Raw genomic sequence first — 23,774 nt, 5'->3', positions numbered from 1 at the left:
TGCGCATCGAACCCCGTACCTCCTATGGGAAGTAGGCTGCGCCGGACATCTGCGCCCGTTATCGCGCTAGGGTATAACCGCATCCATTCATGCGGCGTACCTGAAAAGGCCGGCTTCGCGAGAAGCTGGTAAACATGGGTGGTAACACGCGGGTAAATCCCTCGTCCCTGGAACTTGTCACAGTTCCAGGGGCGAGGGATTTTTTTCTTGCCCGATTCGACAGGTTTGCATTCCGAAAGGAGAATATTCCATGTCCATCTTCATCGGAGGGGCCTGGCCCTACGCCAACGGCTCTCTTCATCTCGGTCACCTGTCCAGCCTGCTGCCCGGCGATATCCTCGCCCGCTATTATCGCCTGAAAGGAGAGCCGGTGCTCTATGTATCGGGGAGTGACTGTCACGGAACCCCCATCGCCATCCGTGCAGAAAAGGAAGGCGTCACCCCCGAGGCCATTGCGGATGCGTACCATCGGGAATTTGAAGACTGCTTTACCCGGCTCGGCTTCAGCTATGACCGGTACACACGAACGGATTCCTCCCATCACCGGAGGCATGTGCAGGAGCTGTTCCTTCGTCTTTTGGAGAGCGGCTCGCTTGAGCTTCGCGAGGTCGAACAGACCTATTGCGCCGCTTGCGAGAAGTTCTTGCCCGACCGCTATGTGGAGGGACTCTGTCCCAAATGCGGAGCCCACGCCCGCGGTGATCAATGCGAAGCCTGTCAAACGGTATTAGACCCGATCGATCTTCTGGAACGCCGTTGCAAGCTATGCGGCTCGGAACCGACCTCGCGGCAGACGGAGCATTATTACCTGCTGCTATCCCGCTATCAGGAAGAGCTGGAGCGATATGCCCAGAATGCGAGCGGCTGGAGGGACAATGCGGTTCATTTGACACGCCGCTACCTGGACGAAGGCTTGCAGGATCGCGCTGCAACCCGGGATTTGCCATGGGGGGTTGACGTTCCCCTTCCCGGCTTCGAAGGCAAGAAGATTTATGTCTGGATTGAAGCGGTAAGCGGCTATTGGACGGCAAGCCAGCTGTGGGCGGAGGAGACGGGACAAGACGCCGCTCCCTTCTGGAGCGACGATGCCCTCGCTTATTACATTCACGGGAAAGACAACATTCCGTTCCATACGGTGATCCTACCCGCGCTTTTGCTGGGGGCAGGCGGACTCCATCTTCCCGACCGAATCGTATCAGGAGAATACCTGACGCTCGAAGGCCAGAAGATCTCCACCAGTCGAGGCTGGGCGGTGTGGGTTCCCGATGTACTGGAGCGGTACGACCCCGATTCCCTGCGCTACTTCCTCACGGCGAACTCTCCCGAGAAGCATGACGGAGACTTCAGTTGGAACGAGTTCATCCGCAGCCACAATGGGGAACTGGTGAACGCCTTCGGCAACTTCGTCCATCGCTCGCTTGTCTTTCTCCAAAAATCGTTCGATGCACGCGTTCCAGAGGGCACGCTGGATGAAACGGTACGATTGGAACTGGAAGCCCTGTATGAACGCACCGGAGAACTCATCGAACAAGCCGAACTGAAAAAGGCGCTGGACGAAGGGTTCCGCTTCGTGCGCAGCGCCAACAAGTATTTTGATACCCGAAAGCCATGGGTTGCGGTCAAGAAAGAGCCCGCTCATGCCGCAGATACCCTCTATACCTGCGTTCAGATCGCCGCCAACCTCGCCCGGCTCCTCTCTCCCTTCCTTCCCTTTGCCTGTACTAGGCTCGAAGGAATGCTCGGGACCCCTTTCCACCTGTTGGATGATCAAGCAGCGGGTGCAGGAATTACGGAGCCCGGACAAGTGTTGTCCTGTCGATGGTTATTCACAGAAGTTCCGGCTGGGACATCACTCGGTACGATCCAGCCGTTGTTCGCACGAATCGATATCGCCCAAGTGGATGTGGAAACCGAGCGGCTGAGGAACGCCCTCACTTGATGAACACACCGCCAAAGGGGATGACCTCGCGGAGCACCCTTTTCACGAGGCCGTCGTTCGGCTGCTCGGCTTCAAGCTCTGCCTCCGTCGTTCCGGTCTGCATCAGGACGGTGCCCTTCCCTCGTATCTCCCATTGGTAGTTCATATGCTGGCTGGCCAAGTGGTTGCCGTAGACGCACAGGTCGATCTTGGCATCCTCCGGGTAAGCGACCAGACAACGGGTGTCCACATACACCGGAACGTCCGGTTCCAGCTTCATCTCGAAGAGCGGGCCGCGGGAGAGAATGCCGAGCGCTCCTTGTCCGGTGAATTTCATCTTGAGAAAATCGCGGGTGACCAGCATGTTCTTGATCTTCAACAGGACGCTCTTCATGGAGATCCCTTCTTCATAGAAGAGAATGCTGCGAATATCAAACAGCAGGTTGGTCCCTTCCGTCAGCTCCATCGTCTTCAAGTGATAGCCCGCCGGCAGCGACAGGATCATCTCCGAGGGACCCGACAGGTCCGAGCGGATCAGCCTGCGCTTCCGGTACATCCCTTTTAAGTCCATGAACCGATCCTCCCGCAGCTTGGGGACTCCTCGGAAGGCGACCAGCGCCTGCGGATTGAGCAGATGGAGAAGCTCCCCCTCGGCCAGTTGAATGCGGGCGCCGTTTGCTCCTTCGACGCCTTCCATGCTTGCTTCATCTCGATTCAGAAGCATGCTTGTCCCTCCCTTCCGGTTAACGGTGCATCCGCAGCGGCTTTATCGGCGGCGGCGCAGCACCAGTCGAGTAAAGCGCCCGGAGAAAAACACAGCGGCCAGCAGCCCGGCGCCCGTGTACAGGGCGATTCTCAGGCGGCGGTTGGTTTTCTTGCGGAGCTCATTCGTGTCTTGAAGCTCCTGCAGCTCCTGCGACAGAAGCCGGTTTTGCTCCGCGAGTGTTGAATTTTCTTTGGCAAGCCGCTCTTGCTCGAGAAGAAGCTGATCCGCCGTCTGTTGGGCCTTTAGCGCTGATTCTTCGGCCTGCTGACGGGTTGATTCCAACTCTTCACGAGTATCTTGATACTGCTCTTGAATTTTTTGATAGTTTTCCTGCAGCTCATCGACCTTGCCCGGCAGCTGAAAAAAGCTTTTGATGCTTCCGTAGGCGCCGGCCTCCGCCTTGGCAGGGGATCCAAGGAGAGAGAGAAGCAGGAGTGCAAGGAACAGGGCACTGACGCCCCCATATCGGGTAATGGTTCGATTCATTCGGGTTCCCCCCTTCTGTCCATCTAGTCCAACTCTATTCTATACGATAATGGTACTCGATTCGTTTCTCATTCGACAACTTTCCTGACGAAGTCCCTCGACGGGTGTTGGCTTTCCTCGTAAGTTGGAGTACCATGAAGAACGACAAGGCGGGGAATTCCCGTCGCCTAAGAAGGAGCGTACCCGATGATCCCATTGCCTGAAGCGTATCAGGAGCGAATTCTCACCCTGCTTGGCCCCGAAGCCGATGCGTTCCTGTCTTCATACACCGCCCCGAAAGTGCAAGGAGTGCGACGCAACTCCTTAAAGCTTGCCGAGAACAGCCCCGTTTGGCATAAGATTGCGCAGGAGTTTGCCTTGGAGCCCGTGCCCTGGTGCCCCACGGGTTTCTATTACCCGGAGCATGTCCGCCCCGGCAAAAGTCCTTACCATGCCGCTGGGCTCTATTACATGCAAGAGCCGTCCGCCATGTCATCGGCTGAGCTGCTTGCCCCTTTGCCCGGCGAAACTGTGCTCGACCTTGCTGCCGCTCCTGGCGGAAAGTCCACACAGCTCGCCTTCCGCATGGAGGGCAAGGGGCTGCTCGTCAGCAACGAAATTCACGCAGGCCGCGCCAAAATTCTCTCGGAGAACCTGGAGCGAACCGGCGTGCGGAACGCTGTGGTTACGAGCATGACCCCCGAGGCTCTGGCGGATCGATTCCCCGCCTTCTTCGACAGGATCATGCTCGATGCCCCTTGCTCCGGCGAAGGCATGTTCCGCAAGGACCCGGAGGCGGTCCGGGAATGGACGGACAATTCGCCTGCCTTCTGCGCAGCCCGCCAGCGCGACATCCTGAAGGATGCGCTCCGCATGCTGAAACCGGGCGGCATCCTCGGCTACTCCACCTGTACCTTTAACCGGGAGGAGAATGAAGAGATCGTGCAGTGGATTCTGCAGGAATACCCCTCCTTCACGCTGCTTAAGACCGAGCGGATTTGGCCGCATCTCGAACGAGGCGAAGGTCACTTCGTCGCCGTTCTTCAGGCGGGACCCAGCCCCGCAGAACCCGCCAGCCCGCCTCAGCCTTCGGCTAGCCTGCCGGGGAAAGGGAAAGGTCGGAAGCCGTCCGCTTCAAACAAGCAAGCTCAGGAAGCGATGGACGCCTTTCTTGCTTTTGCCGCCGACAGCCTCCCCGGCTTCAAGGCGGAGGCCGGCGAACCGCTGCTCTTCGGCGATCACCTTTACTGGCTGCCGCACAGCCAGGACGGCACGTTCTCAGCGGAACGGCTCACCGGCGTTCGCGTACTGCGGCCGGGCCTGCATCTTGCTGAGCTGAAGAAGGGCCGCATCGAGCCGGCGCATGCGCTCGCCCTCGCCTCGCAGAGTGAGGATGCGGCCCGCACCTTCCTGCTCGCAGTCGACAGGGAAGCGGTGCACCACTACCTGCGCGGAGAAGCCCTTCCCGCCGCCGATCACGCGAACGGCTGGACACTCGTGACGGTCGACGGCTATCCCCTCGGCTGGGGGAAGGTGAGCGGAGGCCTCCTTAAGAATCATTACCCAAAAGGCTTGCGGCTCATGGGGTAAAGCTTTTTCCCAACGCGTACAGGGCATCTACCCAAATTGCGGTACCCGGGCAATCGTCCAACCAAATCCGCCCCCTCCTCATACAATGAACTAACCGACGACAAACGCGGACCTCACAAGGTAAGCGGCAAGCAGCCACCGGCTGAACCGCACCGTGTTTCCTAAGGTCGGCACATCCCCACTTAAAGGAGGGCTTTGCATGACGGCTGTTGCGGGTTACGGCAGTGCTTTCGCTTTTGTTCTGGTGCTTTACATCCTTCTGGTTATCATCCTCAAAACCTGGTACTAAGCGACCGAGCGTCGCACCGCCGGTCAATTGGTGCGCCTTCGCGGAGACTCCGATCCACCATATAGGATTCTGCCGGGGGGCGCATCCGGGTCCCCCGAGGAATGAGAACCCCATGAACGGTAAAAAAGAAGCCTGCCCGGTTCGGAACCGGAGGACGTTTACGTCCTTCGTTCCCATCGGATGCAGGCTTCTTTTTTCGTCCGCGGTCGGTCAATCGTTCAGCATATGCTTGCGTATTGCTTGCGCCACGCCGCTTTCGTTGTTGGTGCCGGTAACAGTATCGGCTCGGCGGATCACTTCCTCGGGAGAGTTCGCCATGGCGATTCCGAGTCCGGCCCATTCCAGCATCTCGATATCATTGAAGTAGTTGCCGATCGCCGCGACCTGTTCGCGGGCGATTCCTAGCTGCTCGCTCATCGCCTTCAAGGCGTTGCCCTTCGTCGCCTCCGGGTTGATGATATCGATGAAATAGAGGCCGCTGCGAATCCGGCGCAGCGGGCAGCCGATCGAATCCCATTCGCGTTCGACGGCATCCATCTGCTCTTCGGTGCCAAACAGGGTGAACTTCACCTTGGGCTCGTCCACATCGGCTACATCACGAATGACGGACGGCACTTGAGAGTACTTTTCGTACATGGCCTTCTCCTCATCCGTGAGGTGCTCCACATAGAGGTCGAAAGGCGTGCAGAGGTCGTAATGGATGGACCGCTCCCGGCAATAATCCACAAGCGGCTTTAGATCGGCGAATTCAATTCGAAAATCACTCAACACCTTGCGTTCCGCAACCTCCACGACAGTGGCCCCGTTATGGGTAATCATGAGGCCGCCGGCCCCCAGCTGTTCGTAGACAGGCAGTGCGCTGATCGGTCCTCGTCCGGTGCAGAGCACCACGGTCACGCCTTGCTCGCGAAGCTCGCGGACAGCCTGAATATTCGCTTCGGACAATTCATGGTCATCGGTAAGTAAAGTGCCGTCGACATCGAGGGCAATGAGTTTCCAATTCAAGAGGTTCTCAGTCCTTCCATCTCCAACTCCGTCAGCTCCCGGTATTCCCCTGGCTTGAGCGATTCATCCAGCTCCAGGCTGCCCATGGACAGCCGTTTCAGGTAGACCACCTTTTTGCCGACGGATTGAAACATTCGCTTCACTTGATGAAATTTGCCTTCGTGTAGGGTAAGCCGGATGCGTGACAGCTTGCCGGATTCCGGCTGTTCAGCTTGCTCGATGATAAGCTCAGCCGGAAGGGTCCGATAGCCGTCGTCGAGCTCGACTCCTTGCTGGAACGCCACCCGATCTTCTTCGGTTACGAAACCGGACACTTCGGCGTAATAGAGCTTCGGAACATGCTTGCGCGGGGACAGAAGCTGATGGGCGAGCTTGCCGTCATTGGTGAGCAGCAGCAGTCCCTCCGTATCCTTATCCAGCCGCCCCACCGGAAAGAGGTCAAAATGAGCGTATTCCTCCCCGAGCAGTTCCAGAACCGTGCGATCTCGGGTATCCTCGGTAGCCGATACATAACCGGGTGGTTTGTGAAGCATGAGGTAGACATGCTCGCGGTACTCCACCCGCTCCCCGTCCACAAGGATGGAATCCAAGGCCGGCTTCACTTGCAGGCCGCTGTCTTTCACGATCTTGCCGTTTACGGTTACCTGGCCGCGCTTAACCTGCTCCTTGATCTCACGCCGAGTTCCGAAGCCGGCATGGGCCAGAATTTTATCCAAACGCTCCGTCACTTTCATTCGTTGCTCCTCGTTCTCTTCTCATGCTCGCGTTCCTGCTTCTCGGGCGGATGCAGCCGCAGCCGCTCCACCTGTTCGACCAAAGCAGCGTCTATGATGGCAATCGTCAAGTCATGGAATGGATGCTGCCTCAGGTCCCCTGCTTGCATAGCCTTTTCCAGACCCGCCCGATAGATCTCACTCTCCTGACGCAGCTTGCCCAGGTCGATCCCCAGCGCATCCTCTGGATAAGGGGCTAGCTTCTGCAGCGCTCCGGTGAACAGCTTGACGGCTCCGTTCCAATTGTCGTTGCGATGATGGTACAAGCCCACCGCCACCTGAAGAAGGCCCTGGTAGAGAGGGCTGCGACCTTCCCGCAGCCAAAGCTCCTCTAAGACTTCATGGCATTCGAAGTAATCCCGTTCATGATTGAAATAGTACAGGTGTGCAACATATAAAGGATCATAGCTCACAGGAGCTACCTCCCCTCAAAATCCCGTTTGGCTCGTTCGATCGCTCGCTCCATGTCATCTGACAGCTGCTTGAGCCCCCAGATGTCCTCGTTCTCCCACAGTTCGTTGAAGCGAAGCTGGAATTGCGCAGCATCCCGTACCCGACGGAAAAAGTAGAGCATCTGGATCTGATTCAGCAAGGTATGAATGAGATTGGAGCGGTCCTCGAACAGCTTCTGGCTCTCGGTGATGTCGTCGCGGATGCTGGACATCTCCTCGTCGAGCAGATTCGCCGCTTCCGCCGCCTTGCTGAGGCGCATTTTGACGTCGTCGGGGAGCTCTCCCTTGTATTTGTAATTGAGCGAATGCTCAATGGTCGCCCAAAAGTTCATGGCAAGCGTCCGGATTTGGATCTCCGCCAGGATCGGCTTCATGCCGATTGCAGTCTGCACCGGATATTCCACGATGATGTGGTAGCTCCGATACCCGCTGTCCTTCTTATTGGTGATGTAATCTTTAAAGTAAAGGACCTTCATGTCCTGCCGCTCGCGGATGAGATCGGCCATTCGTTCGATGTCCTCCATGAACTGACACATGATCCGAATGCCCGCGATATCTTCAATGCCCGTTTCCAGCTGGTCCATCGGGACATCCAGCCGTTTGGCCTTTTCCAGAATGCTGGAGATCCGCTTCACGCGGCCGGTTACAAACTCGATGGGCGAGTATTCTTCCCGTTTCTTGAGCTCGGAGCGAAGCAGCTTAAATTTGACCTTGAGCTCCTCCACTGCCTGCTCATAAGGAAGTAAAAATTTATTCCAGTCTCTCCCGTCCATTCGTCCTTCTCCTTCCTCGGTTGAATCAGGAATGGCCGCTTCCTACCGCCTCGCGAATCGACCGGAAGCCGTCCGCTTTCAGGCGCGCAGCCAGGCCCTCGTTCAGCTTCCTTAGAAGCTCGGGCCCTTCATAGATTAACGCCGTATAAATCTCGATCAGGCTGGCACCAGCCCGAATTCGCGCGTACGCATCGTCCGCCGTAAAAATACCGCCGGAGCCGACAAGCGGAATCTTCCCGCCGGTAAGAGCGTACAGCCGATGGATGACCTCCAGGGAGCGCTTGGTCAGCGGTTCCCCGCTCAGCCCTCCGGCTTCCCCGGCATTTCGGTTCACGAGTCCTTGGCGCGCAAGAGTCGTATTGGTGGCGATCATGCCGCTCACTCCTGCCCGTGTGGCGGTCTCGGCAACCTGTTCAAGCTCTCCGTCTGTCAAATCGGGGGCTATCTTAAGTAGAAATGCTTTTTCACGTCCGCCGTGAAGCTGGCGGGCTATCGCCATTTCCTCTCGCACGGCATCGAGCAAGCGGCGCAGCTCTTCCCCATGCTGCAGTGTACGAAGCCCTGGCGTATTCGGCGAGCTGATGTTGATGACGAACAGATCCGCCTCCGGGTACAGCTTCTGGATGCAGGCTCGGTAATCCTCCTCCGCCTGTTCGTTCGGAGTATCCTTGTTCTTGCCGATATTAGCCCATACGGGGACGGGATATGTTTCGAGCGCCTTCAAGCGAGCCTTCAGGGCGTCGGCACCTTCATTGTTAAAGCCCATCCGGTTGATGAGCGCACTATCCTCCGGGAGACGGTACAAGCGGGGCTGGGGATTGCCAGGCTGCGGTCGCGGCGTGACCGTGCCCACCTCCAGAAATCCGAAGCCGATCGAGGCAAGTCCCGGGATGGCCGCTCCGTTCTTGTCGAGTCCGGCAGCCAGTCCAATCGGATTGGGAAACGAGCATCCCCACAGCTCTGTCGCCAGCTCCGGGGCCGTCTTCACCCCGTACATCGCCTTCATGAGCGGCAGCATGCCCGGGACGGCTGCTGCAGTGGTGAGTCCGCCGATCGTCAAGTGATGGGCTTTCTCCGGGTCCATACGAAACAACAAGGGCTTAACGGCCCATCGGTACAACAATCGGTTCACACTCCATCCGTTCGAAAAGCGCTTCGCTTTCTCAATTTTTACTCCCTCGAAACAGTTTATTCTTTTACGCTCAAAAAGAAAAGGAGAACGGCGCTTTTTTCGAGCGCCGTCCCGTGAGAAGAGGGAAAAAAGATCTGCTAAAACGCTTTCTTTGTGATAAAATGGAGGGGATTACGAGGGATCTCTCCTACCGAAGTAAACATGAAAGAAGGATGGTGCTGTTCATGAAGAAGAAGCCAGTCTATGCCCAACGCTACCACAAAGAAGAGCCGAACAAGAAGGCGATCATCTGGGTCGGTTCCATCGCAGGCGCATTTATTCTGCTCATGATCGCCCTCCTTCTTTTTACGTAAGAACAAAGCTCGTTCTCCTTAATCCAACCAGTGGTACACCTTAGCCGGATTCGTCTCCTTCGCTTGAGCAGGGAGATGGAACCGGCTTTTTGCGCGGATCACCTCATTCGGCAGCTTGCCGTCGGTAATCGTCACCTTCGTTCCCATCGGAGCCAGATCGAAGAGCTCCTCCACATCCTCATTGGTAAGCCGTATGCAGCCCAGGGATTCGTCCTTGCCGATCGAACTCGGCTTATTCGTTCCATGAATGGCATAATCCGTGTCCGACAGCGTCATGCCCCGGCTGCCGAAGTCTCCGTTGCTGTGCCCGTTGGGGTCCTTCACCTTCTCGCTGATTTCGAACACCCCAACCGGTGTCCGCGGACCGCCAAGGCCTACTGGATAATTGCGGAGAATTACGCCTCCGCTCACCACGGCCAGCCGATGATTGCGGCGGTCTACGATGATTTCGAGCGGTTGCTCAAGCGGATAGGTCGGATTCGCCTTGCTCTTGGATGAACCCGGGGAGGGAGACGGCTTTGGATTCTCGTTTGGCGGATGAGAGTCGGATGTCGCTTTCGGCTCATCACCTGTCCCGCCTGAAGCGGAAGCCACTCGCGGCCATTGCTTCTTCATGGTAGAGGTAAGCCCGGAGAGGCGGTTATTCGGATACTGCTGAACGAGGTCTTCGGCACGAGCCGGCTCCTGTCCCTTCTCCTTCTCATACGCCGATACGGCGGTTTGAAGAACCGCACGGTCGATCTCCGGACTGAGGTAGGCCTCCGCTCGCTTCGCAGCGAGATCTGCTCCCTCCTCCGGCGTACAAGCACAGGTCGCTTCCTCATAATAAACCGTTTCCACTGCTCCCGATGCGGTGGCCTTCACTTCCAGCAGCGGGCGCGGGCTCGCGGTCCACTTGATCCACTTGCCGTCCGAAGTTTGCGGCGCTTCCGCCAAGAGGTACGATTCCCCGGGCTTTGGCGGCTTTAAGAGCAGCTTGCCGACCGCTTTCTGCTTGTCCCCTTCCGAAGCTCCGTCTCCTATATAGAGGACTCCAGCCAGAGAAGACTGCTCTGCGGACTTCTCTCCAGCGGAAGGTTCGCTTACGGGAGGAGCGGATGCCTCCTGCTCAGCCGGGTGGAATACCGTCACATGCGTACCCGGAGCATAGAGGACACCCGCGACCAGCAGCATCGCGATAGCCGCCAGTCGGAATAGGCGAATGGCAAGTCGCGATCGTTTGGACTCTACGAGGTCCGGGGCATCGGACTCCGTGCCTTCCTCCGCCCCCATCACCGAAGCATCAACTGGTTCTGTCGGGGTTAGGCTCGCCTCCAATTGTTCCGCTTCCTTCTCCAAAGCATGCGGAAGCTTCTTCTTCTCATACGCCTCGAAGATCTCTCCTGCCTTGGCATAGCAATAATTCGCTTTGCTGGTCTTCCCGGCCTCTTCGTACTGTCGGCCAAGCAGGTACCAGCCCATTTTGTTATCGGGATGATCCTTCACGAATTGTTTCAGGTGCTGAAGATCTTCCTTCATTGGTCTTCACTCCCCTGTCTACTTATTGTATCGGACAGGAGCCTTCCATTTTGCACGCCCGCTGTGAAAAAGAGCAAAAACCCCGATTCGCCAAGGAATCGGGGTTCTGGGAGCTGCTGCGAATTATTTATCAAACGGGCTGTCTGCTACCTTGATAGAGTCCGTGGGGCATCCATCTTGAGCATCTTGAAGGTCGTCGTGAAGGTCTTCCGGAATGTCCACGGTGCCGTGGTTTCCATCCCCTCCATAAATCACTTCTGCCAAGCCGTCGTCGTCATAATCATAAATATCCGGTGCGGTTGCCCCGCATGCGCCGCAAGCGATGCAGGTATCTTTGTCCACCCAGCTATATTTAGCCATCGGTTTATTCCTCCTAAATGATGTCCTCGCTCTTCCTCACTATAATATAAGTTGGGGCGAAGTTCAATTCACTGTCACAAGTGAATGCCTTCCTGTTCGGGTACAAAATGCTGCCTCAAGCTGCCGGTCTTCCTGTCTATTCGTCCCCTTCTGAATCAGCGGGACGGGCTCCCGGCCGCAAATGATCCATCTGAAGCGATGTCCCCCGTACCTTGTGATTGCGGATCAACGAGGACGGATCCTCTCCCAGCATACCGGCGGTCAGAATGGCACTCTCGCCAAACTTGTCGCGGATACGATCCATCGCCTCGTTCAGCTGCTCCTTCTTCGGTTGCTGCTCATAATCGAAGAGATCGAGCTGGAACGCGGCTTCCGCCTTCGGCTGCAAGTGAGCGAGGGTAATTCCGAGGAGGCGAACCGGCTTCCCCGCCGGCCAATGCTTCTCAAACAGTCGGCAGGCTTCTCGGTAAATCTCATCGAACGATTCCGTCGGCATGCCCAGGGTGCAAGCGCGCGTGATCGTCTTCATGTTCGGATCGCGAATGGTGATCGAGATGGTGGAGGAGACGAGTCCCTGGCGACGCATGCGGCGGCTTGTCTGATCCGCTAGATTCAGGAAGACCCGACGGATGTCGTCCGCTTCCGTGAAATCGAGCGGTAACGTCGTCGTGTGGCCAATGGATTTGCTCGCTTCCCGAACCGGGTTCACCGGCGATTCGTCCTTCCCTTGCGCAGCCAGCCTCAACCAAGAGCCGAGGACGCCAAATTCCGCCCGCAGCTTCCCTTCATCAGCGCGAGCCAGCTGCCCAATCGTGGGAATGCCCATTCGGACCAGCTTCTCAGCCGTCTTCTTGCCGACTCCATACAACGTATCGCAAGGTTTATCCCACAAGATTCCCGGCACATCTCGCAGCCGCAGTACGGTGAGCCCGTTGGGCTTCTTCATATCGGATGCGATCTTGGCGAGCAGCTTGTTCGGAGCCACACCGATGGAGCAGGGCAGCTCGAGGTCTCTCTTGATTTTCTCTTGAATGTCAGTCGCGATTTCGAGAGGAGTGCCGAATTGCTTCGAGCCGGTAATATCCAGGAAGCATTCGTCGATGGACATGGCTTCAAGCAGAGGGGTGTAACTGCCGGCGATCTCCATAAAACGGCGCGAAAAGGTCCGATAGAGATGGAAATCCGGCTGAATGAGAATCAGCTCCGGACACAGCTTAAGGCCCTCCCGAACCTGCATCCCGGTGCGAACCCCCTTCGCCCTTGCCGCATAGGAAGACGTGACAATAATGCCTCTGCGCAGCTCAACGCTCCCCGCAACGGCAATCGGTTTCCCCCGATATTGATCCGGTTCCACCGCCTCATGCACCGAGCAGTAGAAGGCGTTCATATCGATATGCAAGATCACCCGGCCCCTTTTGGGATAAGCATCCGCATTCGGGTTCATGCGCGCCCTCTCCTTTCCTTCCCCTAAGCATACCGCTTGACGAAAATAGCGGTCAAGACAGCTTTTTCTTCACCTTTTTTTGCAGATGACAGGATCCGGTGGATGAATTCGCAAATGATTGTGGTATAATAATGAGAATTTTCAAGTAATACGGTAGTTATAGGAGGAAGCGGACATGGCCGGGATCATTTCGGTATTTGACACGACATTGCGCGACGGCACACAAGGGGAAGGAATCAGCCTGTCCGCCGAGGACAAGATCAAGATCGCACAGAAGCTTGACGCACTCGGTGTTCATTATATTGAGGGAGGCAACCCGGGAAGCAACGGCAAGGACATGGAGTTTTTTCAGCGGGCGCGCAAGCTGAAGCTGCAAGCGAAGCTGACTGCCTTTGGCAGTACCCGGCGCAAAGACTCCATCGCCGAACACGACACCAGCCTGAAGAGCATCATCGAGGCAGCCGTTCCGGCGGCCAGCTTGGTCGGGAAATCGTGGGACTTCCATGTTCATACGGCCCTGCAGACCACCCTCGAAGAGAACCTGGCGATGATCGCCGATTCCATCCGGTTTTTAAAGCGCGCCGGACTTGAGGTATGTTTCGATGCCGAGCATTTTTTTGACGGCTACAAGCAAAATCGAGACTACGCTCTTTCGGTGCTTCGAACAGCGGGAGATGCCGGGGCGGATTGGCTCGTTCTATGCGACACGAACGGCGGCTCGCTTCCCGGTGAAATTCATCGCATCGTACAGGAGGTTTCGAGACTCGGCTACCCGATCGGTATCCATCCCCACAATGATTGCGAGCTTGCGGTGGCCAATGCCCTCAGCGGGGTGGAAGCCGGTGCCCGCATGATTCAAGGCACGATCAATGGCTACGGAGAGCGCTGCGGCAACGCCAACCTCTGTTCAATCCTGCCGACACTCGAATTGAAAATGGGGTATGAGTGCCTGCCCCAGGGCCATTTGAAGCAGCTTACCGCTGTAGCACGGTACATCAGTGAAATCGCGAACATTCATCTGCCGAATAACCAGCCCTATGTCGGGAGCTCCGCTTTTGCTCACAAGGGCGGCATTCATGTCTCGGCAATTCTGAAAGATTCCAAAACCTATGAACACATCGCTCCCGAGAGCGTTGGCAACAAGCGCCGCGTCCTCGTCTCCGAGCTGGCCGGACAGAGCAACCTGCTCTTCAAGGCTCAGGAGATCGGCCTCACCCTGGACCCCTCCAATGTGCAGACGCAGGAAGTGATGGCCCGGATCAAGGACATGGAGCACCAAGGCTACCAGTTTGAAGGAGCGGATGCCTCGCTGGAGCTGCTGCTGAGAGAAGCCTCCGGCGAGACGACCGAGGTGTTCACCATCGAGTCGTTCAAGCTGCTGGTGGAGAAGGTTGCCGGTCACGCAATCGCCTCGGAAGCCATCGTGAAGGTGCGGGTGGAAGGGGAAACCATCTACACCGCGGCGGAGGGCAACGGTCCCGTGAACGCGCTCGACAACGCCCTTCGCAAAGCGCTCATCCGCTCGTACCCGGCACTGCGCGATATGCATTTGTCCGACTATAAGGTACGCGTCATCAATGAAAAAGACGCTACGGCTGCAAAAGTTCGCGTTTTGGTGGAATCGAGCAACTATCATCATTCCTGGAGCACGGTCGGCGTGTCGGAGAACGTCATCGAAGCGAGCTGGCAGGCCCTGCTCGACTCGATCCGCTATGCTCTGATCGGGCAGAATCCCCTCCCCACTCCTGGAGAGGACCATCAGGAGCGCAGCGGTATCGTTAATCTGTAAGAAGCTGCTGCACCTTTTGCTCCCATACGTCAGAATCGACAGCATAAAAGAATTCCCTCACCCTTCCCTCCTTGTCGATGAGGAAGGTGGTGGGAAGCCCACGCAGGCCATAGAGACGGGTCGCTTCTCCCTGTTCATCCAACAGGACAGGGAAGGTGAACCCGTTTTTTGCTGCGAACGAAGCCGCCGCCTTCCGGCTGTCCTGAAGCGTCACATTGACGGCAAGCACATCAAGCTTGTCTCGATGGCGGGCATAGAGACTCGCCAAAAGCGGTGCCTCCTCCTCGCAGGGGGGACAGGTGGAAGCCCAGAACGTAAGCAGGAGCGGCTTCTTCCGCTTGCCTCCTACATGCTGCTCGCCCCCTTTCAGGGACGGGAGATCCAGCTCGGGAGCAAGAACTCCCACACCTGGTTCTGCCGGCTCAATCTCCGCGAACGCAGCAGCTCCAGATGGGGACTTCTCCTCCGATCGATGTCTCTCTGCTTCCCCATCATACACCGCACTCCGTTCGGCCCTAACCAGTTGGTCCCCGAGGAATCCAAAACCTGTCGTGCTTACCGCACCGATCAAGAATGCCAACATGACCTGCTGTCCGTACCTGTTCATCTCTACGCCTCCTGCCTCTATTCGCCATCCCGCCCCAGACCGGGTCGGATCTGCAAAAAATGGTTTAGCGTCTAGTGTTCCCCGATTGGGTACGGATTATGGACAAGGCAACCCTCACGAAGAATGCCTCCACCTCGAACCCTCACGGGTTCAGATGGAGGCACTTCTTACGGCCGTTGGCCGAGGGCATTATAGGTCGAAGACTTTACCCATAGACGCTAAGGCGCGAATACAGGTCGCCCAAGTTGGTTACGCCGCGGCCCAGAATTTCATTCAGCATCTGCGACCACAGCCGCGCCGTCATCCGGGAGTCCGCCAACGCATGATGCCGATTCTCACACGGAATATCGTAATAGTCCAGCAGGGCATCCAGCGACAGACTGCGGCTGCCCGGGTGCAGCCATTTTGCAATCATCATCGTGTCCAGCAGCCGGTGGTTGAGGCTCGTCTTTGACGTTTTCCACAGCGCCGCGTTCAAAAAATGCTTGTCATGCCCGCTTCCATGGGCGAGCAGAACGCGCTGGCGGATAAAATCAAGAAACTCACTTAACGCATGAAGCAACTCCGTTCCCTTCGATGCCTCTTCGTCGGTTATTCCCGTAAGCTCCACGACAACCTCTGGAATTTTGCGCTTTGGATTGACCGGCGTATAGAAGGTTTCCCCTTCCATGACCTCTTCTCCAACCACTGCCACGGCGCCGATCGAGATGATTTCATCTCCGTTATAAGGAGAAAAGCCGGTCGTCTCCAGATCGAAGACGACCGCCTCCATTTTGTTCAGCTCAATGTCGTATAAGGACTGCTTGCGCTGCTCTTTCATCATGGAACGAATATAAGCCATGTGTTGAGCGCTGCCCGGGTTGAATAAGGAGGTGATGGCAGGCGTGATTCCTCCCTGTTTGTAGAGATGCCAGATGCCCGCATTTTCTGGACGAATCGGCTTCATCCCCATCCCCCCCCTTCCCGGCGCCTTCTGGCACCATCCGTTCGATTTCGTTGCGTCCGCTCTTGCGGTTTCTCTCTTCTTATACTCCTATCGTGCGGCCACCAGCTTGGCGACCGTCTTCTGCAGCTTGCGCACCGAACGCAAGGCTCGGATCAGCTCTCTCTTCTCCTCCTCGCTCAGCATGGCGATGTTCAGCATTGGAGGAGGCGCTTCCTTGCCGGGTTCCGGTTCCTGTGTAGCCTTGTTCCGAAAATAGAGCGCCGATGAGAAGTTCCGCTGCCAGTCGAGCAGCAGCTCGGCAGACAGCTGTCCCTTCTGCCGGACCAGCTCCAGCCTTCTCGCCGTGGAGGTAGCCCAGGTTCGTTCGTGTATGGCAAGCAGCCGAATCCCGCTGGCAAATGGGATGTACAGGCCATACTTCACATCAAAATGTCCTGCGTTCTCTCCATACCGCTCCGTGATCAACCGACCGAACAAGCCCAACGCCGGCTTTCGCCGCAGCGTATTCTCCAGCATTCGCTTCTCCGCAGACGCCGTTCTCAGGGTGTAGGCGGCAAATTCAGCCTGTACCGCTCTTGCAAGCTCCCGATCTCCATGCAGATGGCGCAGATCGGCGACAATCAGCAGGTAGCGCACCGCCTCCCAGGAACCGTCCTGCTCCCATTCCTGAATCATGGTTTTCCAAGCGGATACCGGCTTGTTCCAGCGATCATGATTACAGGTTACCCCTCCATCGCAGGGGGGGTAACCTGTGTCGGTTAACGAGGAGACGATCCGGTCTCCCAGCTTCCGGAAGTACTCGTGCACAAGTGTTTCAACACCCGGTTCCGGGTCTGCGTAGATGAGCGCGTTGTCCTGATCGCTCCACAGCGTCTGCTCCCGTCTCCCTCCGCTGCCCAGCAGGACGAACGCATACGGGACAGGAGGACCGCCATGGCCTTCCTCGTCAAGCGAGTGAATCGCGAGGGATACCGCCCTCTCGATCATCTTGTCTTGCAGCTCGTTCACGGTGTCGTTGTATTCTTGCGGAAAAGAACCCAGGGGGTGGTCCCGGAGCAGCTCGGTTATTCGCTTGCGGTAAGCGAGAAGCTCCGGAAGGCTATCCAACCGATTGACATCTCGTTCGGCAGTTTTCATCGATAGGGTCGTCATCTGGCCATCCCCCTTGAGCTAGCGATCCAGCGGAAAAGGGTTCCCCCTTCTCCGCTCTCTTTCAGATCCCTATTCGATTAGACAGAGGCAGATTCCTGTCCGACCTTGCGCATTTGTTCCGGATAGCCATAGTTGCCATGCTCGCTCAAGTCGAGGCCGATGAGCTCTTCTTCTTCGGTTACACGCAGACCGATGGTCTTCTTGATTGCGAAGAGGATGATAAAGCTCAGGATTGCGACGAAAGCGAAGGTTCCGACAACCCCCAGCGTTTGAACGCCGAGCTGGTGCAAGCCGCCGCCGTAGAACAACCCGGCTTTGTCTTCGCCAGCGAGTTCCTTGGTTGCGAAGAGACCGATGGAGATGGTGCCCCATACCCCGGACAGACCGTGAACGGAGAAGGCGTAGATCGGATCGTCGAGGCCGAGCTTTTCCAAACCGACAGAGGTGTAGAAGGTGAAGACGCCAGCCACTGCACCGATTACGACAGCAGCCCAAGGAGTTACGAAGGCGCAAGCGGCCGTAATGGCAACGAGAGCGGCGAGAACACCGTTCAGCATCGCAGGAACGTCTGCTTTGCCGAAGTAGATCCAGGAGACGATCAGAGTCGCGACAGCGCCAGCGGCAGCAGCCAGGTTCGTGGTTACTGCGATATAGCCAATGTCCTGCAGTGCAGATACTGTAGAGCCGGCGTTAAAGCCGAACCAGCAGATCCAGAGGATGATGACGCCGAGAACGGTAAGGACTTGGTTATGGCCAGGAATCAGGTTCGGAGAACCGTCTTTATTGAATTTGCCGATCCGCGGCTTCAGCATGATGGTACCGACAAGTGCCGCGGTCGCACCCTGTAGATGGACGACCGTTGAACCCGCGAAGTCCAGCATACCGATTTGGGAGAGCCAGCCGCCGCCCCATACCCAGTGAGCTGCGAACGGATAGATGAGGACGATGTAGAGGACACCGAAGACGAAGTAGACGGTGAGCTTGGCGCGTTCGGCGAAACCGCCCCACACGATGGCGAGCGATACACCCGCGAAAGCCAGTTGGAACAGGAAGAGGACGGAGATTGGAAGGCCGAGCGACCCGAAGGCGGTGGAGAAGGGGGCCAGATCCGTTACGTTCGTAAAGAATCCGGTTGTTCCGAGAAATTCATTCCCGTTCCCGAAAGCCAGGCCAAAGCCGACTGCCCAGAAAGCGACGGATGCAAGACCGAAGGTGAGGACGGTTTTCCCGGCAACGTGACCAGCGTTTTTCATTCGGGTCGAACCGGCTTCGAGAAGAGCAAATCCGCCTTGCATGAAGATAACCAGAATTGCGCCCAGCATAACCCAGATGGAGTTGATCGCCGTCGTCAATTGCTCGGTGGTTACTTCATCCGCAGCAAATGCGAGAGTCGGGAACAACAACAGGAGTGCGCCGGCCGTGAGGGCCACTTTTTTCCACATACAAACCTCTCCCTTAATGTTATATTTCTTTACATCTGCCTTACTTGTTGTAATTATATTGTCGTGTGATAGAAAATGCAACATATTTTTTCGTAAATTGTTGCGAATCAAGCAGGTAATCGTTCGGATTTATGTATTAATGTTAAGTTTGGTTACAGATTGTAGGGTCGATAGGAAAATGGAGGCAGGTTTTTGGTTCTTCTCCCCTTCGTTCGGGTATTCTAGGGGTACTCCTTCCTTCTTCACGGCAAGAACGAATAAGTGTGATCTTTTTTATGGACATTTGAAACCCAAAGTGCATTCGCTCGTATAGATGGAGAAACCCTTATTTCCCTACTATAGAACAGGAGGATTACGATCATGTTTCCCATTTACGGTTACGGCTTCGGTATGGATCCCATGATGATCCTGATCCTGCTCGCCTTCGGGCTGTCGTTGTGGGCATCCTTTCGGGTACGCGGTACCTTCAACCGTTATGCGCAGGTGCATGCAGGCTCTGGAATGACCGGACGCGACGCAGCTCGCCGCATGCTGGATCTGAACGGCTTGTATGATGTCCCCGTTGAGGCGGTTCCCGGGACACTCACTGACCATTACGATCCGATTAAGCGTGTCGTGAGGCTGTCCGAGCCTGTCTATTATGAAAGCAGCGTTTCGGCCATCTCTGTGGCCTGCCACGAGGTCGGCCATGCGATTCAGCACAAGGAATCGTACCCGATGCTTGTCGCCCGCCATCGCATGTTCCCATTCGTCAATTTTGCGTCCGGCGTGTCCCCGTTCCTGATGCTCGGAGGCTTTCTCTTTGATTCCCTGAATCTCATCTGGATTGGCATCCTGTTCTTCGCCGCGGCGGTCGCCTTCCAACTGGTTACACTCCCCGTTGAATTTAATGCCACGAACCGCGCGAAGCGGCTTATGGTATCCGAAGGCTTTATCGATCTTCGTGAAAAACCCGGCGTCGATCGCGTGCTGAATGCCGCGGCGCTCACATACGTCGCCGCCGCACTCATCTCGCTTCTACAACTGCTGCGCTTCATTATGATCTTTGGCGGCGGCAACCGGAACCAGGAGTAAGCGCTCCTCGGGAAAAGCAAAAGAGGCACCCATTCCCTCAATCGGGGTGGGTGCCTCTTTCTATTCAAAATTCAGTTGAACCGGACTCTGATAAGCGAAAGTAGTCTAGCAGGTATTGCCGGAAGCCCTCCGCTACGGGCGGCAGCGCTTCTCGGGAGCGGCGGATCATGCCGACTGTGCGCGTCACAGTCGGTTCCGTCAGCTTCAGCTTCACCGGCTGAAGAGCCGTCGTCTCCACCAGTGCCATCTCCGGCAGGAGACTGACCCCCATGCCAGCGGCGACAAGGCCGCGGATGGTATCGGTCTCCTCCCCTTCAAACTCAATGTGCGGCGAGAACCCCGCTCGTTCACAGGCTTCCAGCACAATAGAGCGAAGGGAGTACGCTTCGCGGAAGAGAACAAAAGGCTCCTTCGCCAACTCCTCCAGACGTATCTCGCTCTTCTGTGCGAGAGGATGTCCCGGAGGAAGTATGGCATAAAGTTCTTCGGTGAGGAGCAGCTCTCCCGTCACCTTCTCGTGCTCCATGGGAACGGGAGAGATAAAGGCCAGATCAATTTCCCGCTCGATCACATCGCGGATCAGGCTGGTGTAGGTTCCCTGACGGAAGCGGAACTTCACTTCGGGGTGGATACGACGGAACCCCGCAACGACGGCAGGCAGCAGGCTGATTCCCAGGCTGTGGGGGAAGCCCAGACGAATCTCGCCTTTGGCAGGGTCCAGAAACTCCTGCACCTCCCGAACCGCTCGGTCCAGCTCGCTCAGAATGCCTTCCACCCGTCCGAGAAACAGCTTGCCGGCCGAGGTGAGCTGCAGGTTTCTTCCTCTCTGGACAAAGAGAGAAACGCCCAACTCCTCCTCCAGTTGATGAATTTGCCGGCTTACGGCGGATTGAGCGATATGGAGTTCTTCGGATGCTTGGGTCACATGCTGCTTCTGGGCTACCTTCAAGAAATAATGAAGCTGTCGTAGTTCCAAGGGGCATCCTCGCTTTCGATTGGAAAAGGCTGCTTGGAGCCATTATAATAGGGATTGCGTGGATGAAACACACGTTTGGATAGACTGCCCATGCGAGGTTCACTCGACAAAGGAGGATATGGAGAACATGACGCAAGAAAGAACCGGTGTCGCCGCCTTAAAAGGAAACCCGCTTACGCTGATCGGACCAAAGCTGGAAGCAGGAGGCCAAGCCCCTGACTTCACCGTTAGCAAAAACCTGCTGGAATCGGCAAGCCTTCAAGACTTTTCCGGCAAAATCAAGCTGATCAGTGTCGTCCCCTCCCTGGATACGGGAGTGTGCGATGCTCAGACCCGTCGGTTCAACCAGGAAGCGGCCAAGCTTGGCGAAGATGTCGTCATCCTCACCATCAGCACAGACCTCCCGCCTGCACAAGCCCGCTGGTGCGGAGCTGCCGGAGTGGATCAAGTGGTCGTTCTGTCAGACCATAAGGACGTTTCCTTCGGAACCGCTTATGGCGTGCTGATCAAGGAGCTGCGGCTCTTGATGCGCTCCATCTTCGTTCTCGACAAAGAGAACAAGCTCCACTACGTGGAATATTTGAGTGAAATGAGCGAGCACCCGGACTACGACAAGGCCATCGCCGCGGTCCGCGAGCTCCTGTAATCGGCATTCCTACCCCCCTTCCGGCCGTGGCCGGGAGGGGGTTTTTGTGTATTGGGTTATGCCTAAAAGAAAAGCTCCCAGTTCAAGTCCGGGAGCGGAACATTACAGCTTGTAAGGAGCCAGCTTCTTGTCCAAGTGCTTGTAGATCTCAATAATGTTGCGGTAATTCGAGCCGAGATCGCCCAAGCTTCCCCGCGAAGCGGAATAAATATCAATGGCCGATTCCAACGGAGTGATACGGAATAACGTCAGGGTAATGTCCTGCGTGCGGCCGAAGGCCGTCCGCTTCTCGACGACAATCTCGCCGACACTTTGCACTTCATGCAGGATGGTGTACCCCTTCAGCTTCTTGAGCGTGCTGACGACTTCTTCCCACAGCTTGTCCTTCGATAGCTTGTAGTGCTTGGTCTTCAGTTCCGGCTCTTTCGCATTCTCCCCGGTGGTTTCCTGGCTGCGAATCAAGCCGACCAGCGTCCTTTTCAACAATGCATTGTCCTCCTCAACCATCGTCCTCAATCCAGGCACGTTGTGCCGGATGACTTCTCCACCAATTTTACCATTGTTTCGGGGAAAGCAAAAGAGGAAAGGCTTCCAAGCCAACACCGCATCCTACTCAGTCAGCAGCTACAAACCCCGCATGGTGCATAAACCGATGGAAGCCCGCTTGCCCTTGCTCATCTCGCTTGTAAACTCCGGCGTCAAGAAGCACGCGCGCGAACTTGCGCCCCACCTCTCGGCGTACCGCTTCGACCGCTTCGGCCCGGTTGAGGGAAGGATAAGCCGCTCGCAGCTCCTGCATCCAGACGGCATGCTTCGCGAGGGGACTGTCTTGCTCAATCACAGCGGCCTGACCGGCTTCACTCGCATGCGCCAGCCAGGAAGCGATCTGTTCGATTTCTTCCTTCAGTCGGCCCGGAAGAACGGCAAGCCCCATCACCTCGATCAGCCCGATGTTCTCCTTCTTGATGTGATGCAGATCCGCGTGCGGGTGGAACAAGCCGAGCGGATGCTCCTCGGTGGTCCGGTTGTTCCTCAGCACGAGGTCCATCTCGAAGTCCCCTTGCGCGTTTTTGCGAGCGATCGGCGTGATCGTATTGTGGGGAACCTCGCCGTCTTCTGTGCGGCTAAAGGCATGAACCTCCACCTCGTTATCGCTGTATGCTCTCCACAAGTCAAGCAGACGATCTGCCAGCTCAATGAGCGGCGCCTGTTCCGGGCCCGAGATGCGAATGACGGACATCGGCCACTTGACCGTTCCGATGCGAATCCCCGGGAATTGCTCGTGGGTGAAGGCTGCTTCCACCGGCGCTTTTTCCATCGGGAACACGTTACGTCCGCCTTGGAAGTGGTCGTGACTCAGAATGGAGCCGCCAACGATGGGGAGATCGGCATTAGAGCCGACGAAATAGTGAGGCATCTGCCCGACAAAAGAAAGCAAGCGCTCGAACGACCGACGGCTGACCTTCATTGGAACATGGTCGCGGCTAAAGACGATGCAATGCTCGTTGTAATAGATGTAAGGCGAATATTGCAGGTACCACGGCTCAGAGTTGAGTTCAAAAGGAATCACCCGATGATTCTGACGAGCCGGGTGATTGATTCGACCGGCATAGCCGACGTTTTCCACGCAGAGCAAGCACTTGGGGTACCGGCTTTGCGGGGCGTTTCGCTCGGCTGCGATTTCCTTCGGGTCCTTTTCCGGCTTGGACAGGTTGACGGTAATCTCCAAGTCCCCGTATTCCGTTGGCGCAAGCCAATACTCGTTCTTGCGAATGCGGTTCATTCGAATGTAGTTCGAATCTGTCGAGAGCCGATAATACCATTCTGTCGCCTTCACCGGGGACACGGCTTCAAGCTCCCGGAAGGTGCGAACCACCTCCGACTGCCGGGGCATGAGCAGCCCCATGATCCGAGCATCGAGCAGGTCGCGATGGGTGGTATTGTTTTCCGGCAAAATGCCTTTGTCTGCCGCATAATCGAGGATTGCTTCCAGAACGGCGGTTGCCGATTCCAGCTCCTCATCCGGAAGTTCCCCGGTGTATGGCTCCTCGACCTGAAGCAGATCAAGAAGCGCATTGTGCGCCGCAATGTCGTCCCCTTCGCCGAGGAAGCCTCGCTGCACGCCGAAGCGAACCAAGCGAGCGATTTCCAGTTGTATATCCATGGGTTCCTCTTCCCCTCTCGCATCTATAGAACGGTAGAAAGACCGCCTTCATTCGCTTTAGCGGTCTCCCCACCGAATCGTGTCATGCTTTTGAAACCGAACTATATAAGTTGATCTTGAGATGTTCACAGAGAGAGCAT

General features: G+C 56.5%; 24 protein-coding genes. 7 read left to right on the top strand and 17 right to left on the bottom strand.

Annotated elements, in window-relative coordinates; translation table 11 throughout:
- The first annotated feature begins 250 nt into the window (after positions 1-250).
- Complete coding sequence (gene metG, locus AAFN83_RS02085) at positions 251-1,939, top strand: methionine--tRNA ligase (protein ID WP_347766691.1); 1,689 nt, start codon at positions 251-253, stop codon at positions 1,937-1,939.
- Here metG and AAFN83_RS02080 read toward each other — a convergent pair.
- Together AAFN83_RS02080 and AAFN83_RS02075 are read right to left on the bottom strand one after the other, a co-directional pair.
- Entirely contained in the window at positions 1,932-2,642 is a 711-nt protein-coding gene (locus AAFN83_RS02080; RefSeq protein ID WP_347766690.1) for an AIM24 family protein, read from the bottom strand. The genes metG and AAFN83_RS02080 overlap by 8 nt on opposite strands.
- A 42-nt stretch (positions 2,643-2,684) precedes the next feature.
- Positions 2,685-3,170: an SH3 domain-containing protein gene (locus tag AAFN83_RS02075; protein WP_347766689.1), complete on the bottom strand. Its 486-nt coding sequence runs from the start codon at positions 3,168-3,170 to the stop codon at positions 2,685-2,687.
- 186 nt (positions 3,171-3,356) lie between these two features.
- Between AAFN83_RS02075 and AAFN83_RS02070 the strand changes: the two genes are divergently transcribed.
- Both AAFN83_RS02070 and AAFN83_RS02065 read left to right on the top strand, forming a co-directional pair.
- On the top strand, positions 3,357-4,739 hold the full coding sequence (locus tag AAFN83_RS02070; protein WP_347766688.1) for an RsmF rRNA methyltransferase first C-terminal domain-containing protein: 1,383 nt from the start codon (positions 3,357-3,359) through the stop codon (positions 4,737-4,739).
- A gap of 199 nt (positions 4,740-4,938) precedes the next feature.
- Positions 4,939-5,028, top strand: a complete 90-nt coding sequence (locus tag AAFN83_RS02065) for a YjcZ family sporulation protein (protein WP_347766687.1) — start codon at positions 4,939-4,941, stop codon at positions 5,026-5,028.
- Positions 5,029-5,238: 210 nt separating this feature from the next.
- Here the strand turns inward: AAFN83_RS02065 and AAFN83_RS02060 are convergent, their stop codons facing one another.
- The 5 genes from AAFN83_RS02060 to AAFN83_RS02040 are packed head-to-tail and all read right to left on the bottom strand — an operon-like array spanning position 5,239 to position 9,154.
- The gene (locus tag AAFN83_RS02060; protein WP_347766686.1) at positions 5,239-6,033 is read right to left on the bottom strand and encodes a Cof-type HAD-IIB family hydrolase; all 795 of its coding nucleotides are present in this window, start codon (positions 6,031-6,033) and stop codon (positions 5,239-5,241) included.
- Positions 6,030-6,767 carry a pseudouridine synthase gene (locus AAFN83_RS02055; protein WP_347766685.1) on the bottom strand — a complete coding sequence of 246 codons (738 nt, stop codon included), beginning with the start codon at positions 6,765-6,767 and terminating at the stop codon, positions 6,030-6,032. The genes AAFN83_RS02060 and AAFN83_RS02055 overlap by 4 nt, the downstream gene beginning before the upstream one ends.
- Positions 6,764-7,219, bottom strand: coding sequence for a DUF309 domain-containing protein (locus AAFN83_RS02050; protein WP_347766684.1), 456 nt, complete (start codon positions 7,217-7,219; stop codon positions 6,764-6,766). The genes AAFN83_RS02055 and AAFN83_RS02050 overlap by 4 nt, the downstream gene beginning before the upstream one ends.
- Positions 7,220-7,224: 5 nt before the next feature.
- Complete coding sequence (gene yjbM, locus AAFN83_RS02045) at positions 7,225-8,031, bottom strand: GTP diphosphokinase (protein ID WP_347766683.1); 807 nt, start codon at positions 8,029-8,031, stop codon at positions 7,225-7,227.
- 25 nt (positions 8,032-8,056) lie between these two features.
- Positions 8,057-9,154: a quinone-dependent dihydroorotate dehydrogenase gene (locus AAFN83_RS02040; protein WP_347766682.1), complete on the bottom strand. Its 1,098-nt coding sequence runs from the start codon at positions 9,152-9,154 to the stop codon at positions 8,057-8,059.
- Positions 9,155-9,387: 233 nt separating this feature from the next.
- Between AAFN83_RS02040 and AAFN83_RS02035 the strand changes: the two genes are divergently transcribed.
- Complete coding sequence (locus AAFN83_RS02035; protein WP_347766681.1) at positions 9,388-9,516, top strand: hypothetical protein; 129 nt, start codon at positions 9,388-9,390, stop codon at positions 9,514-9,516.
- Positions 9,517-9,534: 18 nt separating this feature from the next.
- On the opposite strand, the gene AAFN83_RS02030 is transcribed toward AAFN83_RS02035, so the two are convergent.
- The 3 genes from AAFN83_RS02030 to AAFN83_RS02020 form a co-directional block, all read right to left on the bottom strand.
- Positions 9,535-11,034 (bottom strand): L,D-transpeptidase family protein, encoded by a 1,500-nt coding sequence (locus AAFN83_RS02030; protein WP_347766680.1) that lies wholly within the window; start codon positions 11,032-11,034, stop codon positions 9,535-9,537.
- A 123-nt stretch (positions 11,035-11,157) separates the two neighbouring features.
- Positions 11,158-11,394, bottom strand: coding sequence for a ferredoxin (locus tag AAFN83_RS02025; protein ID WP_347766679.1), 237 nt, complete (start codon positions 11,392-11,394; stop codon positions 11,158-11,160).
- A gap of 136 nt (positions 11,395-11,530) precedes the next feature.
- A complete protein-coding gene (locus tag AAFN83_RS02020) occupies positions 11,531-12,838 on the bottom strand; it encodes a DNA polymerase IV (protein WP_347766678.1) in 1,308 nt (435 codons plus the stop codon).
- A 175-nt stretch (positions 12,839-13,013) separates the two neighbouring features.
- On the opposite strand from AAFN83_RS02020, the gene cimA reads away from it, so the two are divergent.
- Positions 13,014-14,627 (top strand): citramalate synthase, encoded by a 1,614-nt coding sequence (cimA, locus tag AAFN83_RS02015; protein WP_347766677.1) that lies wholly within the window; start codon positions 13,014-13,016, stop codon positions 14,625-14,627.
- Here the strand turns inward: cimA and AAFN83_RS02010 are convergent.
- From AAFN83_RS02010 to AAFN83_RS01995, 4 genes are all read right to left on the bottom strand, one after another.
- A complete protein-coding gene (locus AAFN83_RS02010; protein ID WP_347766676.1) occupies positions 14,617-15,234 on the bottom strand; it encodes a TlpA family protein disulfide reductase in 618 nt (205 codons plus the stop codon). The genes cimA and AAFN83_RS02010 overlap by 11 nt on opposite strands.
- Positions 15,235-15,439: 205 nt before the next feature.
- Positions 15,440-16,180: an exonuclease domain-containing protein gene (locus AAFN83_RS02005; RefSeq protein ID WP_347766675.1), complete on the bottom strand. Its 741-nt coding sequence runs from the start codon at positions 16,178-16,180 to the stop codon at positions 15,440-15,442.
- Between the two features lie 87 nt (positions 16,181-16,267).
- Entirely contained in the window at positions 16,268-17,332 is a 1,065-nt protein-coding gene (locus AAFN83_RS02000; protein ID WP_347766674.1) for a DUF294 nucleotidyltransferase-like domain-containing protein, read from the bottom strand.
- Between the two features lie 77 nt (positions 17,333-17,409).
- Complete coding sequence (locus tag AAFN83_RS01995) at positions 17,410-18,774, bottom strand: ammonium transporter (protein ID WP_347766673.1); 1,365 nt, start codon at positions 18,772-18,774, stop codon at positions 17,410-17,412.
- A 360-nt stretch (positions 18,775-19,134) separates the two neighbouring features.
- Here AAFN83_RS01995 and AAFN83_RS01990 point away from each other — a divergent pair, with 360 nt between their 5' ends.
- Positions 19,135-19,848 (top strand): zinc metallopeptidase, encoded by a 714-nt coding sequence (locus AAFN83_RS01990; RefSeq protein ID WP_347766672.1) that lies wholly within the window; start codon positions 19,135-19,137, stop codon positions 19,846-19,848.
- Positions 19,849-19,912: 64 nt separating this feature from the next.
- On the opposite strand, the gene gltC is transcribed toward AAFN83_RS01990, so the two are convergent.
- Positions 19,913-20,824: a glutamate biosynthesis transcriptional regulator GltC gene (gltC, locus tag AAFN83_RS01985; protein WP_347766671.1), complete on the bottom strand. Its 912-nt coding sequence runs from the start codon at positions 20,822-20,824 to the stop codon at positions 19,913-19,915.
- A gap of 127 nt (positions 20,825-20,951) precedes the next feature.
- Between gltC and tpx the strand changes: the two genes are divergently transcribed.
- Positions 20,952-21,470: a thiol peroxidase gene (gene tpx, locus AAFN83_RS01980; protein ID WP_347766670.1), complete on the top strand. Its 519-nt coding sequence runs from the start codon at positions 20,952-20,954 to the stop codon at positions 21,468-21,470.
- Between the two features lie 102 nt (positions 21,471-21,572).
- On the opposite strand, the gene AAFN83_RS01975 is transcribed toward tpx, so the two are convergent.
- On the bottom strand, positions 21,573-21,956 hold the full coding sequence (locus AAFN83_RS01975; protein WP_347766669.1) for a DUF1499 domain-containing protein: 384 nt from the start codon (positions 21,954-21,956) through the stop codon (positions 21,573-21,575).
- 127 nt (positions 21,957-22,083) lie between these two features.
- A complete protein-coding gene (locus tag AAFN83_RS01970; protein ID WP_347766668.1) occupies positions 22,084-23,634 on the bottom strand; it encodes a UDP-glucose--hexose-1-phosphate uridylyltransferase in 1,551 nt (516 codons plus the stop codon).
- Positions 23,635-23,774 lie beyond the last annotated feature (140 nt).

Source organism: Gorillibacterium sp. CAU 1737 (genome assembly GCF_039888655.1).
In the GTDB taxonomy this organism is placed as follows: domain Bacteria; phylum Bacillota; class Bacilli; order Paenibacillales; family NBRC-103111; genus Gorillibacterium.
This window is presented reverse-complemented; position numbering and strand designations above follow the sequence as displayed.

What these genes read in the sequence shown, in the direction of transcription:
- AAFN83_RS02020 (WP_347766678.1), bottom strand. Translation starts at nt 12,838, where the DNA reads ATGAACCCGAATGCGGATGCTTATCCCAAAAGGGGCCGGGTGATCTTG.
- AAFN83_RS02030 (WP_347766680.1), bottom strand. Translation starts at nt 11,034, where the DNA reads ATGAAGGAAGATCTTCAGCACCTGAAACAATTCGTGAAGGATCATCCC.
- AAFN83_RS01990 (WP_347766672.1), top strand. Translation starts at nt 19,135, where the DNA reads ATGTTTCCCATTTACGGTTACGGCTTCGGTATGGATCCCATGATGATC.
- AAFN83_RS02005 (WP_347766675.1), bottom strand. Translation starts at nt 16,180, where the DNA reads ATGAAGCCGATTCGTCCAGAAAATGCGGGCATCTGGCATCTCTACAAA.
- tpx (WP_347766670.1), top strand. Translation starts at nt 20,952, where the DNA reads ATGACGCAAGAAAGAACCGGTGTCGCCGCCTTAAAAGGAAACCCGCTT.
- AAFN83_RS02055 (WP_347766685.1), bottom strand. Translation starts at nt 6,767, where the DNA reads ATGAAAGTGACGGAGCGTTTGGATAAAATTCTGGCCCATGCCGGCTTC.
- AAFN83_RS02065 (WP_347766687.1), top strand. Translation starts at nt 4,939, where the DNA reads ATGACGGCTGTTGCGGGTTACGGCAGTGCTTTCGCTTTTGTTCTGGTG.
- AAFN83_RS02010 (WP_347766676.1), bottom strand. Translation starts at nt 15,234, where the DNA reads ATGAACAGGTACGGACAGCAGGTCATGTTGGCATTCTTGATCGGTGCG.
- cimA (WP_347766677.1), top strand. Translation starts at nt 13,014, where the DNA reads ATGGCCGGGATCATTTCGGTATTTGACACGACATTGCGCGACGGCACA.
- metG (WP_347766691.1), top strand. Translation starts at nt 251, where the DNA reads ATGTCCATCTTCATCGGAGGGGCCTGGCCCTACGCCAACGGCTCTCTT.
- AAFN83_RS01970 (WP_347766668.1), bottom strand. Translation starts at nt 23,634, where the DNA reads ATGGATATACAACTGGAAATCGCTCGCTTGGTTCGCTTCGGCGTGCAG.
- AAFN83_RS02035 (WP_347766681.1), top strand. Translation starts at nt 9,388, where the DNA reads ATGAAGAAGAAGCCAGTCTATGCCCAACGCTACCACAAAGAAGAGCCG.
- AAFN83_RS02070 (WP_347766688.1), top strand. Translation starts at nt 3,357, where the DNA reads ATGATCCCATTGCCTGAAGCGTATCAGGAGCGAATTCTCACCCTGCTT.
- AAFN83_RS02000 (WP_347766674.1), bottom strand. Translation starts at nt 17,332, where the DNA reads ATGACGACCCTATCGATGAAAACTGCCGAACGAGATGTCAATCGGTTG.
- AAFN83_RS02080 (WP_347766690.1), bottom strand. Translation starts at nt 2,642, where the DNA reads ATGCTTCTGAATCGAGATGAAGCAAGCATGGAAGGCGTCGAAGGAGCA.
- yjbM (WP_347766683.1), bottom strand. Translation starts at nt 8,031, where the DNA reads ATGGACGGGAGAGACTGGAATAAATTTTTACTTCCTTATGAGCAGGCA.
- AAFN83_RS02025 (WP_347766679.1), bottom strand. Translation starts at nt 11,394, where the DNA reads ATGGCTAAATATAGCTGGGTGGACAAAGATACCTGCATCGCTTGCGGC.
- AAFN83_RS02075 (WP_347766689.1), bottom strand. Translation starts at nt 3,170, where the DNA reads ATGAATCGAACCATTACCCGATATGGGGGCGTCAGTGCCCTGTTCCTT.
- AAFN83_RS01995 (WP_347766673.1), bottom strand. Translation starts at nt 18,774, where the DNA reads ATGTGGAAAAAAGTGGCCCTCACGGCCGGCGCACTCCTGTTGTTGTTC.